The 12,881-nt window shown below is 72.6% G+C and carries 8 protein-coding genes and 1 pseudogene; 6 read left to right on the top strand and 3 right to left on the bottom strand.

Annotated elements, in window-relative coordinates:
• The first annotated feature begins 374 nt into the window (after window positions 1-374).
• From QSK10_RS02810 to QSK10_RS02785, 6 genes and pseudogenes are all read left to right on the top strand, one after another.
• Complete coding sequence (locus QSK10_RS02810; RefSeq protein ID WP_285660981.1) at window positions 375-1,223, top strand: Nif3-like dinuclear metal center hexameric protein; 849 nt, start codon at window positions 375-377, stop codon at window positions 1,221-1,223.
• Window positions 1,224-1,269: 46 nt separating this feature from the next.
• Window positions 1,270-2,004: a zinc ribbon domain-containing protein gene (locus tag QSK10_RS02805; RefSeq protein ID WP_285660980.1), complete on the top strand. Its 735-nt coding sequence runs from the start codon at window positions 1,270-1,272 to the stop codon at window positions 2,002-2,004.
• A pseudogene (locus QSK10_RS02800) lies at window positions 1,965-2,402 on the top strand (reverse transcriptase-like protein); the annotation flags it as partial. The gene QSK10_RS02805 and the pseudogene QSK10_RS02800, both read left to right, overlap by 40 nt.
• A gap of 26 nt (window positions 2,403-2,428) precedes the next feature.
• The gene (locus QSK10_RS02795; RefSeq protein ID WP_432705287.1) at window positions 2,429-3,337 is read left to right on the top strand and encodes a helix-turn-helix transcriptional regulator; all 909 of its coding nucleotides are present in this window, start codon (window positions 2,429-2,431) and stop codon (window positions 3,335-3,337) included.
• Between the two features lie 203 nt (window positions 3,338-3,540).
• Entirely contained in the window at window positions 3,541-6,006 is a 2,466-nt protein-coding gene (locus QSK10_RS02790) for a S8 family serine peptidase (RefSeq protein WP_285660979.1), read from the top strand.
• 2 nt (window positions 6,007-6,008) lie between these two features.
• Entirely contained in the window at window positions 6,009-8,795 is a 2,787-nt protein-coding gene (locus QSK10_RS02785) for a hypothetical protein (RefSeq protein WP_285660978.1), read from the top strand.
• 60 nt (window positions 8,796-8,855) lie between these two features.
• Here the strand turns inward: QSK10_RS02785 and QSK10_RS02780 are convergent, their stop codons facing one another.
• The 3 genes from QSK10_RS02780 to QSK10_RS02770 form a co-directional block, all read right to left on the bottom strand.
• A complete protein-coding gene (locus QSK10_RS02780; protein ID WP_285660977.1) occupies window positions 8,856-10,073 on the bottom strand; it encodes a PT domain-containing protein in 1,218 nt (405 codons plus the stop codon).
• A gap of 130 nt (window positions 10,074-10,203) precedes the next feature.
• Window positions 10,204-11,037 carry a 3-methyl-2-oxobutanoate hydroxymethyltransferase gene (gene panB, locus QSK10_RS02775; protein ID WP_285660976.1) on the bottom strand — a complete coding sequence of 278 codons (834 nt, stop codon included), beginning with the start codon at window positions 11,035-11,037 and terminating at the stop codon, window positions 10,204-10,206.
• Window positions 11,038-11,097: 60 nt separating this feature from the next.
• Window positions 11,098-12,858, bottom strand: a complete 1,761-nt coding sequence (locus QSK10_RS02770) for an NAD+ synthase (RefSeq protein WP_285660975.1) — start codon at window positions 12,856-12,858, stop codon at window positions 11,098-11,100.
• Window positions 12,859-12,881 lie beyond the last annotated feature (23 nt).

The raw sequence follows: 12,881 nt of genomic DNA, 5'->3' as shown, positions 1-12,881 counted from the left end.
GGGGTGGCCCGGCGGCATGTGATCCGCCCGCCGTGAGTGTGGGTGGCGCCCGGCTGCTGCCAGCTGACGCGGCACCCGGCGCGCGTGTGGGCCGGGGTGGCTCGGTGGCATGTGATCCGCCCGCCGTGAGTGTGGGTGGCGCCCGGCTGCTGCCAGCTGACGCGGCACCCGGCGCGCGTGTGGGCCGGGGTGGCTCGGTGGCATGTGATCCGCCCGCCGTGGGCATCGGCATCGCCCAGGGTCGTCGTGCTCCGCGATCGCTGCTGCCGCTCGCCCGGTCCCGGCCACCGCCACCGCGCCCACCACTTCACCCGCCACCCGGCTCCGCCCCCGCCACTGTGGCCGCGCGTCCGGGCCGAGGTGCCCGAGACCGCATGGCGGCACGCGGTAACGTGCCCGCCGTGAGCATCTCCGTCGCCGACGTCGTCACCCTTCTCGATGAGCGCTACCCGCCGGAGACGGCCGAGTCCTGGGACCGGGTGGGCCTGGTCCTCGGCCGGCCCGAGCGGGAGGTCACCACGGTCCTCCTCACCGTCGACTGCGTCCCGGAGACGGTCGCGCAGGCGGTGGCCGTGGGCGCGCAGATGATCGTCTCCCACCACCCGCTGCTCCTGCGGGGAGTGTCGAGCGTCGCACCGAGCACCTACAAGGGGCGGGCCGTCCACGACCTCATCGAGGCGGGCATCGCCCTCTACGTCGCGCACACCAACGCCGACAAGGCCGATCCGGGCGTGTCCGACGCCCTCGCCGGGCGGCTCGACCTGATGGGCCTGCGGCCCCTCGTCCCGGACGGTTTCTCGCCCACGACGGGCATCGGCCGGGTCGGGCGCCTGCCCGAGCCGATGAGCCTGGCGGAGTTCGCCGCTTACTGCGCCGACCGGCTTCCCGAGACGGTGTGGGGGGTGCGCGCCGCCGGGGACCCGGAACGTACGGTGTACACCGTGGCGGTGTCCGGTGGCGCGGGCGACGCCCACCTCGCCGACGCGAAGGCGGCGGGGGTCGACGTCTACCTGACCAGTGACCTCCGGCACCACGCCGCCGGGGAACACCTCGCCGACGATGGCCCCGCCCTCGTCGACGCGGCACACTGGGCCACGGAGCGGCCCTGGCTGGACTACGCGGCGACCGCGCTTCGGGACGCCCTCGATCTCGACACGGTCGTCTCCGACCTGGTCACCGATCCGTGGACCCTGCACGCGGCCCGCTCCGGCCTGCCGCGCTAGGACCACACCGCCAGCCCGCCACCCGCGAACGAGGAGCGAACCACAGTTGAAGGCCGACCCGAAGGACCAGCGACGGCTGCTCGACCTGCAGCTCACCGACACCACCCTCAACCAGCTCGACCACCGCCGCCGCAACCTTCCCGAGCACGCCGTCATCAAGCGGCTCGAAGAAGAGGCCCGCATCGTCGGCGACGAGAAGGCCCAGGCCGAGGCCGCCGTCGGTGACATCGACCGCGACATCGCCCGCCAGGAACGCGAGATCGAGCAGGTCCGGCAGCGCTCCGCCCGCGACCAGCAGCGCCTCGACTCCGGGCAGGGCACCGCCAAGGACCTCACCAACCTCCAGCACGAGCTGGGCAGCCTCGCCCGCCGCCAGGCGGAGCTGGAGGACGTCGAGCTGGAGCTGATGGAGAAGCGCGAAGTCGCGCAGGCCGCCGTGGTCGCCCACGCCCGGCAGCTCGGCGAGATCACCGCGATCCTGCAGACCGCCGTCGCCCGCCGCGACGAGGCCCTCGGCGAGATCCAGACCGAGGAGGTCCTGTCCCGGGCCGCCCGCGAGCGCCAGGCCGCCGACATCCCCGAGGCGCTGCTGAAGCTCTACGAGAAGATCCGCGTCAACAGCCCGACCGCCGCCGCCCAGCTCCAGGGCCGCCGCTGCGGCGCCTGCCGCATCGAAGTCTCCGCCGGCGACTACGAGCGGGTCCGGACCTCGGCGCCCGACGAGGTCCTGCGCTGCGAGGAATGCCGCGCGATCATGGTCCGCGAGGACACCCGCCGGTGAAGGTCACCATCGAGGCCGACGGCGGTTCCCGGGGCAACCCCGGGCCCGCCGGCTACGGCGCCGTCGTCCTGGACGCCGAGGACGAGGTCCTGCTGGAACGCCAGGGCTTCATCGGCGTCCACACCAACAACGTCGCCGAGTACCGCGGCCTCATCGCCGGGCTCACCGCCGCCCGCGAGCTGGGCGCCACGAGCGTGGCGGTGCGCATGGACTCCAAGCTCGTCATCGAGCAGATGGCCGGCAACTGGCGCATCAAGCACCCGGGCCTCAAACCCCTCGCCGCCGAGGCCGCCGAGATCGCCGCGGACTTCGACGAGGTCACCTGGACCTGGATCCCGCGCGCGGAGAACCACCGCGCCGACGCCCTCGCCAACGAGGCGATGGACGGCGCGCGGGGATGAACGGTGAGCCGAGTCTCGGTGGAGTGGGCCTGACCTCCGCCGCCGAGCGGCTCTACCGCGCCATCCTCGCCGACCCCCTCACCGACGTCACCGGCTCCGCCGCACACCTCGACGAACTCGTCGCCCACGGCCTCCTGGCCCGCCGCGACGGCGGCGGCTACCTCCCCGCCGACCCGCGCATCGCCCTCGCGGCCCTCATCCGCGAGCGCCAGTCCGGCCTCGACCGCGCCACGCACGCCATCGGCGCGCTCGTCGACGCGTTCACCGAAGGCCAGCTGCGCGCCGATCCCGCCCGCCTCGCCGAGGTCGTCGACGGGCCCGAACGGGTCGCGGCCGCGATGGCGGGGATGGTCGCCGAGGCCACCGAGGAGGTCGCCGTCTTCGACGCGCCGCCCTATGTGGACAAGGACGTCTCGGCCGCCGCGGAGTCCTCGCTGCTGAGCCGCGGCGTCCACACCCGCGCCATCTACGCCGTGGCCGCCCTGGAGGTCCCCGGCTACTACGACACCGTGCGCGCCATGATCGCCGCCGGTGAGCAGGCCCGCGTCGTGCCCACCGTCCCCCTGAAACTCGTCGTGGTCGACGGACGCCGCGCCCTGCTGCCACTCGCCGTCCACGACGGCGTCGTCCGCAGCGCCATCCTCGTGCACCCCTCGGCGCTCGCCGAGGCCCTGGCCGCGCTCTTCGAGTCGGTGTGGGCGACGGGCCTGCCGATCCCGGGCGAGCCCATCGAGGACGACGACCCGCTCGACGCCGAGGAGCGCGAGCTGCTGGACCTGCTGAACGCCGGGGTCAAGGACGAGGCGATCGCGCGGCGCCTGGGCGTCAGCCCGCGCACCCTGAGCAGGCGCGTCACCCGCCTGCTGGAGCGGCTGGGCGCGGCGACCCGCTTCCAGGCCGGGCTCCAGGCGTCCCGCCGCGGCTGGCTCTGAGCGGGTTAACGATCGGTAAGGACCGGTCGCCCTCGGCGAACCTAACCTTGGCCGCCTCCGGTCAATGGCGTGTCCCCGCCACGCCACCCCCTGTTCACCCGAGTTGATCTTTTCTAGGGTCTCCCTCGCGACTGTGCCCTCCCGCACACGCGTCCACCCCGACGGGAGCCCCTTTGACCACCCGGCATCTCCGGCGGAGCAGCGTGATCGCCGCCGCCTCCGCCCTCGCCGTACTCAGCGGCGTCATCGCGGCCTTCACCCTCTCCGGCGCACCGGCCCAGGCCGCCGACAAGATCGAGCCCTCGGTCCGCGCCGACCTCGCCGACGACGGCACGGCCACCTTCTTCCTCAAACTCGACGACGGCGCCGACCTCTCGGCCGCGTGGACCAAACCCACCGACGACGCCCGCGCCACCTGGACCTTCGACGAGCTGCGCCACCACGCCGAGACCACCCAGGCGTCCCTCAAGTCCATCCTGGACGCCCGCGGCGCCGCCTACGAGTCCTTCTGGATCGCCAACACCATCAAGGTCACCGGCGACGCCTCACTCGCCGACGCCCTCGCCGGCCGGCCCGAAGTGACCGGCCTCCTCTCCGAGCGCGTCGCGCCCCTGGAGGAACCCACCTCCACCCAGGACGCCGACGCCTCCAGCGCCCCGCAACCCGGCATCACCCAGATCGGCGCCGACAAGGTCTGGTCGCAGTACGGTGCCACCGGCAAGGGCATCGTCATCGCCAACATCGACTCCGGCGTCCAGTACGACCACCCGTCGCTGATCGGCAACTACCGCGGCAACAAGGGCGGCGGGAACTTCGACCACGCCTACAACTGGTACGACCCCACCGGCACCTGCGTCACCGCGCCCTGCGACAACAACGGCCACGGCACCCACACCATGGGCACCATGGCCGGTGCCGACGGCTACGGCGTCGCCCCCGGCGCGACCTGGATCGCCGCCAAGGGCTGCGAGGCCCGCTCCTGCTCCGACACCTCGCTCCTGCGCGCCGGGCAGTGGATCCTCGCCCCCACCGACCTCGCCGGGAAGAACCCGCGACCCGACCTCGCCCCCGACATCGTGAACAACTCCTGGGGCGGCGGCCGCGGCAACACCTGGTACCAGAAGATCATCGACTCCTGGCGCGCCGCCGGGATCTTCCCCGCCTTCGCCGCCGGGAACTTCGGCTACGGCAAATGCGGGACCGTCGACTCGCCCGGCGACAACCAGTCCGCCTACACCGTCGGCGCCGTCGACGCCACCGGCACCGTGGCGAACTTCTCCGGCCTCGGCCCGTCCTCCATCGCCACCGGCAAACCCGACATCACCGCCCCCGGCGTCGACGTCGTGTCCACCGTGCCCGGCTCCGGCTACGCCAAGATGTCCGGCACCTCCATGGCCACCCCGCACCTCGCCGGAGCCGTCGCGCTCCTCTGGTCGGCCTCACCCGCGCTCGCCGGGGACCTCAAGGCCACCGCCGAAGCCCTCAACAACGGCGCCACCGACAAGGACGACCGCCGCTGCGGCGGCGACGCCGCCTTCAACGGCGTCTACGGCAACGGCCTGCTGAACATCGCCAAGGCCGTCCAGGACGCCCCGCGCGGCAACGCCGGGGTCGTCTCGGGCACGGTCACGGACAAGACCACCGGGAAGCCGATCCCGATGGCCGCCGTCACCGCGACCGGCCCGCAGACCCGCGCCACCGCCACCGACGCCGCCGGGCACTTCACCCTCAGCCTCGTCGCCGGCGACTACACCGTCGCCGCGAAGCTCTACGGCTACGGCGACGCCTCGGCGCGCGTCACGGTCACCGCCGGCGGCACCGCCACCGCCGACCTGCCGATGGCCCCCGCGCCGTCCCAGAAGGTCACCGGCATCGCCAGGGACGCCCGGGGCCGCGCCGTACCGGGCGCGACCGTCGAACTCAAGGGCACGCCCCTCCCGGCCGTCACGACCGACGCCACAGGCCGCTACACGTTCCCCAAGGTCGCCCAGGGCGCCTACACCGCCGACCTCACCGCCCCCGAACCCGCCCTCTGCTACGGCGGCTCCACCACCCCCGTCACCGTCGACGGCGACGAGACCGCCGACCTGAACGTCCCCTGGCGCGCCGACGCGCTCGGCTGGCACTGCGAGGACACCCGGCCCGACTGGGCCGACACCCGCGAGACCCTGACCCTGTCCGGCGACGAGGACGCAACCACCGTCACCCTGCCCTTCCCGGTCACCGTCCACGGCAGGACCTACGCCACGGTCAACGTCACCACCAACGGCACCGTCAACCTCCTCGCGCCCCGCCTCGGCGACTACCAGAACGTCCCCCTCGGCGACGTCCGCCAGCCCAACGGGCTCCTCGCGCCCTTCTGGGACGACCTCACCGTCGACGGCCGCGCCAGCGTCCGCACCGCCACCCTCGGCCAGACCGGCCACCGCCGCTTCGTCATCGAATGGCGCGACGTGCGCCTGTCCGGCACCCGCGACCGCGTCTCCTTCCAGGTCGTGCTCGCCGAGACCGGCGGCGTCACCTTCCAGTACCGGGGCCTGTCCGGCGACGCCGAGCGCGGCGCCTCGGCGACCGTCGGCATCGAGGACGCCGGAGGCGTCACCGCCACCCAGTACTCCTTCGAACTGCCGGTCCTGCGCGACGGCACGGCCATCACCTTCGGGAAGTAGACATGACAGCCAAGAAGCGCACACTGCTGCTGGCCGGGACCCTCGCCCTCGCGCTCGGGCTCTCCGCCGCCGCGCACGCCGACCCCACCGCGCCCGAACCCGCGCCCCAGACCGGGCTCACCGCCCAGCAGCGCGAGGACCTCATGTCCCGCCTGGAGAACCTCGGCGCCACCACACCCGCCGGTGAGCAGGAGACCGCCACCGCGCAGGCCACCGCCGCCAACGGCTGGCGCACCCACGACTTCAAGGAGACCGCCTCCCTGGAGACCGACAATGGACTCGGCGCGCTCGCCGAACTCGACGGCGACAAGCTGCTCATCAACCAGTACGGCACCCTCACCCGCCTCGACGGCGAGCAGAACGTCGTCTGGCGGCGCACCGCCTCCACGCTGTGGCCGGAGTGGAAGCTGACCTACCTGCGGCCCTGGAGCCGGGGCATCCCCGCCTTCCAGGTCAAGGTCGGCACCTACGCCACCAGCTCCGTCGGCGACTGGACCGATCGCGGCTACGCCGTCGGCGACCTCACCGGCGACGGCGTCGACGACGTCGCGTTCATCTCCTACGTCGGCGACACGCCGTCGTCCCCGGTGGTCCTGCCGGAGTCGAAGTCGGGCGCGGCCGGGATCGTCGACGTCCTCGACGGCGCCACCGGCACGACCCTGTGGTCGAAGCGGTACATGAACGCCCGCATGGTCCTCATCCAGGACGGGACGCTCGTGGTGGCCGACATGCCGATCGGCAACCGCCTCTCCGAGCCGACGTCCCTGGCCAAGGCCTACGCCTACACCTTCACCCGCTCCGGCGACACGCTCACCGAGACGCCGAAGTGGACGGTCGACACCGGCTCGCACACCGCCTACTGGAACGTCCTCGAACCCGCCGGGGACGGAAAAGTCGCCCTCGGCTGGAGCGAGAACCCGTCCAAGCGGCTCGGCGGGCACCTCATGGCGCTCGACACCGCCTCCGGCGTCAAGGCCTGGGACGTCGCCACGCCCAACCTGGTCCGCACCCTCGGCCTCGACGGCCGCCGCGGCGTCCTGGTGGGCACCGAGCAGGACACCTACGGCTCCGACAGCGTCGGCTACAAGCTGGTGACCTACACCCTCGCCGGTGGCGCGCGGACCGAACTGTCCACCCGCGTCAACGCGCTCCCGATGGCCATGGACATCGCCGACGTGACCGGCGGGCGCGGCCCGGAGTACCTGGTCACCGAGGGCCTGCCCGACCCGATCGGCTACATCGCCGCCTCGCAGGTCCGCGCCACCGACGGCGGCGCGCAGCTGTGGACCTACACCGTCAAGCGCAGTCCGGACTGGGGCAAGGACGGCCCCCTCATGTTCGGTCTCACCACATCCGGCGGCGACGTCATCGTCAACTGGATGGACGACACCCGCATCGAGCAGGTCGGCACGCGCACCCGCGAGCAGGCCGCCGGGATGGCCGTCCTGCGCGGCCGCGACGGCGAACCCCGCTGGGAGCACCGGGGCGGCCCGCACGCCTCACCGCTCTACGCCCTCCCCGGCGACGGCCGCGTCGCCACCGTCTCCTACGACCAGACCTACCGCGAGTACGGCCTGCGCGACGGCGACGAGGACGTCAAGACGCCGCTCTTCGGCGACTTCAGCCAGCTGGCGACCTACGACGTCAACGGCGACGGCGTGAAGGACCTCATCGTGGGCGGCGAGGCGCACGGCGTGCTCGCCTTCGACGGGACGAGGCTCGGCGCGCAGGCGAGGCCGCTGTGGCGGGCGACCGCGCCCGGCGCGATCCACCGGCTGGCCCTGGCGAACGTCTCGGGCTCCTCGCGTCCCGAGCTGGTGGTCGCGGCCACCGGCGCGGTCATGGTCATCGACCCCCGCGACGGCGACGTGGACGAGGAGTTCGGCGGCGGCCACGGCGACGTGTGGACCTTCGCGGTCGGCGAGCTGTCCGGCGACGCGAAGCACGCCGAGATCGTGGTCCCCACCGACGGCGTACGCGCCTATGACGGTGACGGCGACCGGCTGTGGACCTACGGCGAGGACGAGACCCTCGCCTGGAGCTCGGTGGCGATCGCCGACCGGCAGGTCTACGCGATGTACACCACCCGCGCCGACGCGCAGGGCGCCACTCCACAGCGCGGCAGCGTCGCGGTGACCGCGCGCGGCCGCACGGCGTGGAAGGCCCCGGCGTCCATCGTGGACAGAGAGGCCATCGGCCTGTGGAACGGCGTCTACGCCGACCCGGCGATCCCGTTCGCCGACGGGCACGCCGTCGCCTTCGCGATCGGCTCGGACTCGGTGGACACCGCCTACGAGGTCCGCGACGGGCGCACCGGCGAGCTGGTCACCGCCGTGGGCCCGACCTCCGGGGCCGCCATGCACCGCCAGTTCCTGGTGACCCCGGCGGGGCTGACGCAGGTCCGGCAGATCATGTTCGCCACCGTCGGGCCCGACAAGGTCCCGCACGGCGGCTTCCTCATCCCGAACCCGTTCGGGGCGGCCCTGGCCACCGGTCCCGACGGCGAGCCGCTCATCGTCTCCGGCAACGAGGGCTACCTGGCCACCTGGGACACCTCCGTGCTGACCGCCGACAAGAGCTACGTCACCGCCAAGGGCGACTCCACCGGCGGACTGGAGAACTGGACCGTGATCGTCGACGACCTCGACGGTGACGGGACGCAAGAGATCATCGGCCTCGACCTGGACGCGGTCATGTACGACCGGATCCAGGACCGCACCGGCGGGGGCTACTGGTCGGTCTCTCCGGCGCGCACCGGCGTGGGGATCTTCACGATCGTCAAGCTGTAACCTCATCGCGCCCTAGAGATCACGGCCCGCCGGCGTCGCCACCGGCGGGCCGTTCCGCGTCTATCCCCGCAGCTCGCGCCTGCGCACGGCGGCCAGGAACAGGATCCCGGCGCCCAGGACCGACAGGCCCAGCACGATCGTCACCCACACGGCCCCACCGGTCACCGGGAGGCCGCCGCCGTCACTGGGGGACGGCGACGGGTGGGGCGTGGGCGGAGCGGTGGTCGGCGGTCCCGTCGTGGGACCGGTGGTGGGCGGGACGGTCGGTGAGCCGGTGGGGGAGGACGTCGGGCTCGCGGTCGGCGAGGCCGTCGGGGACGCGGTGGGGCTCGCGGTGGGCGAGGCGGTCGGTGAGGCCGTCGGGGACGCGGTGGGGCTCGCCGTGGGCGAGCTCGTCGGGCTCGCGGTCGGGGAGACGGTGGGGGACGCCGTCGGGCTCTCCGTCGGTGACGCCGTGGGGCTCGCGGTGGGCGACGGGCTCGATGAGGAGGTCGTCGGCGAGGGCACCACGCGCGGCTGGCAGGTGACCTTCACGTGCGCGACCTTCAGGTCCAGCATCGGCCCGGCGTAGAGGACCTTCCCGTCGGCGTCCTTCAGTTCGGCGCCGATGGTGATCTCGTACCAGGCCTCGGCCGAGGCCTCGGTGGGCTCGTTGATCAGGATCTCGGAGGGCTTCACGTTCACCGTCAGGACGCCGGTGGCGACCTTGGGCATGCCGATCTCGGCGCCGGTCACCGGGATCTCCTGCCGGGAGTCCATGATCTCGTGCCCGGCGACGGTGGTGCGGGCGCCGCTGTTGCGGGCGTAGGCGGTGATGGCGGTGCCGTTGACGCAGCTGGCGTAGGCGTCGATGGAGCCCATGGTGATGAAGTCGTCGATGCCGTTGACCTGCATGCTCAGCGCGGTGATGTTGCCGCGCGCGGTGAGCTGGCCGGAGGCGGAGTCCCAGGAGGTCGCCGCGACCTGGGTGCCCTTGGGGCGGACGATCGCCAGGACGCCGTCGGGATCGGAGAAGTCGCCCGGGTCGTCGTCACTGGGCTTGGACAGGTCCGGCGTGGTGGCGATGCCCCAGGTGCCGGTGAAGCCCTGCTGGTCGACGGCCGGGACGTCGGTGATGTCCACGTCCAGCAGCGTGGAGTTCGCCATCCGCAGCTCGGCGCCCTGCGCGCTGCTCATGACCAGCACCAGTGCGATCACGGACGCCAGCAGCGCGGTGGCGGCCAGCGCGGGCCGCGTCCACGACGGCCGGTTGGCCAAGACGGTGGGTGCCTCGGGCACGGGGTCACTCTCCGGGTCTCACGGGATCAAGTAGGCCCGTAGACTGTAATGCACCATTTGCCGGTTTTGAGTGAGACGCGCGGGCACGAAAACGCCGCCCCCGGCCTGCGGGAGCGGCGTCGCGGTGGCGCTAGTGGAAGCCGTGCTCGGGCGCGGGGAACACGCCGTCGCGGACTTCCTCGGCGTACTTGCGCGCGGCGTCCTCGATCACCGTGGCCACGTCGGCGTAGCGCTTCACGAAGCGCGGCGCCTTGCCCCGGCGCATCCCGGCCATGTCCTGCCAGACCAGGACCTGCGCGTCGGTCTCGGCGCCCGCCCCGATGCCGATCGTGGGGATGTCGAGCTCCTTGGTGACGCGCGCGGCCACGTCCGACATGACCATCTCCAGGACGACGGCGAAGGCCCCGGCCTCGGCCACCGCGTGCGCGTCGAGCCGGACCTCCTCGCCCTGCTCGGCGCGGCCCTGGACGCGGTACCCGCCGAAGACGTGCTCGCTCTGCGGAGTGAAGCCCACGTGCCCCATGACGGGCACGCCCGCGCCGGTGAGCGCGGCGATCTGCGCGGCCACGCGGCGTCCGCCTTCGAGCTTGACGGCGTGCGCCCCGGCCTTCATGAAGCGGACCGCCGTCGCCAGGGCCTGCTCGGTGCTCGCCTCATAGGACCCGAACGGCAGGTCGGCGACGACGAGGGTGCGCGTGGTCGAGCGGGCGACCGCGGCGACCAGCGGCAGCAGCTCCTCGACGCTGATGGGCAGCGTCGTCTCGTAGCCGTACACGTTGTTGGCGGCCGAGTCCCCGATGAGCAGCGCGGGGATGCCGATCTCGTCGAAGAGCGCGGCGGTGTACTGGTCGTAGCTGGTGAGCATCGCCCACTTCTCGCCGCGTTCCTTGGCGGCGATCAGGTCACGGGTGCGGACGCGGGTAGATGCGGTCCGGCCGTACAGGACGGGCACGTCAGCAGTCATCTTTGACTCCTTCGAATCCTCAAGGCCCTAGGGGTCCCCGGGTGTGCTGTCGCGGTCAGACTAAGCCTTTTCGACCCACTTGTTGGTGATCGGGAGACGACGGTCACGTCCGAAGTTCTTCACCGAGATCTTCGGGCCGGGTGCGGTCTGGCGGCGCTTGTACTCGGCGCGGTCGACGAGCTTGGTGACCCGGTCCACCACCGCCGGGTCGTGCCCGGCGGCGATGAGCGCCTCGCGGCCCATGTCGCCGTCCACGTAGCCCTCCACCACCGGGTCGAGGATCTCGTAGGGCGGCAGCGAGTCGGTGTCCATCTGGTCCTCGCGCAGCTCCGCCGACGGGGGCTTCACGATCGTGTTCTCCGGGATCGGGGGGACCTCGCCGTTGCGCACGGCCTCCTCGTTGCGCCACGTCGCCAGGCCGAAGACCATGAGCTTGAGGACGTCCTTGATCGGCGCGTACCCGCCCACCGAGTCGCCGTAGAGCGTGGAGTAGCCCGTGGCGTACTCGGTCTTGTTCCCGGGCGCCAGCACGAGGTGCCCGTACTGGTTGGACAGGCCCATCAGGATCAGCCCGCGCACCCGCGACTGGAGGTTCTCCAGGGCCAGCCCGTCGAGGGGGATCTGGCCGGTGAAGGTGTCCACGATCGGCTGGATCGGCTCGCTCAGGTAGTGGCAGCCGGTGCGCTTGGACAGCTCGGCGGCGTCGTCACGCGAGTGCCCCGAGGAGTAGCGGCTCGGCATCGACACCGCGTACACGTTCTGCGGCCCGACCGCGTCGCACGCCAGCGCCGCCACCAGCGCCGAGTCGATACCGCCGGACAGCCCGAAGACGACCGTGCGGAACCCGTTCTTGCCGACGTAGTCGCGCAGCCCGGTGACCAGCGCGTGCCACACCTCCGCCAGGTCCGGCAGCGGCTCGGCCACACCCGCCGTGACCGGCTCGGCCGACGCGGGCAGCGCCTCGGCGCTCAGCGTAGTGTGCGCGATCGTCATCTCCGCCTCACCCGGCGCCGGGACGTCCCCCGCGACCGGCAGCGTCAGGTCGTGCACGAGCAACGTCTCCACGAACTGCGGCCCGCGCGCCAGGACCTCGCCACCGGCGTCCACGATCAGCGAGTCGCCGTCGAAGACCAGCTCGTCCTGCCCGCCGACGATGTTCACGTACGCGACCGTCGCACCCGCCTCGGCCGCGCGACGCCGCACCAGCGGCAGCCGCACGTCGTCCTTGTTCAGCTCGTACGGGGACGCGTTGATGTTGACCACGAGCCCCACACCCGCCGAACGCGCCACCGCGAACGGGCCACCGGCCTGCCAGATGTCCTCGCACACGGTGAACGCCACGTCCACGCCCGCGATCCGCACGACCTGCAGGACGTTCCCCGACACGAAGTACCGGTCCTCGTCGAACACCCCGTAGTTGGGCAGGTGGTGCTTGAAGTACCGCACCGCCACCTCACCCCGGTGCAGCACCGCCAGCGCGTCCCGCGGCCCCCGGTCCGGGTCGGAGTCGGAGCTCATCCGCGCCGGGCCGTCGGCGTCCAGGTAGCCGGTGACGACGACGAGCTCGCCGAAGCCCGCCGCGTCCAGCTCCCGCGCCAGGCTCGCCACCCGCTCCCGCGAGGCGGCCACGAACGACTCGCGGAACACCAGGTCCTCGACCGGGTACCCGGTCAGCTGCATCTCCCCGAACGCGACAACATGCGCGCCCGCCTCGGCCGCCTTCGCGGTCCACTCCAGGACCTGGCGGGCGTTCCCGTCGAGGTCCCCGACGGTCGGGTTCGTCTGTGCGAGCGCGATGCGCAGGGTGCTCGTGGCGGCCATGCTGTCATTCTCACGCATCACCG

Source organism: Actinorhabdospora filicis (genome assembly GCF_030269765.1).
Classification (GTDB): domain Bacteria; phylum Actinomycetota; class Actinomycetes; order Mycobacteriales; family Micromonosporaceae; genus Actinorhabdospora; species Actinorhabdospora filicis.
This window is presented reverse-complemented; position numbering and strand designations above follow the sequence as displayed.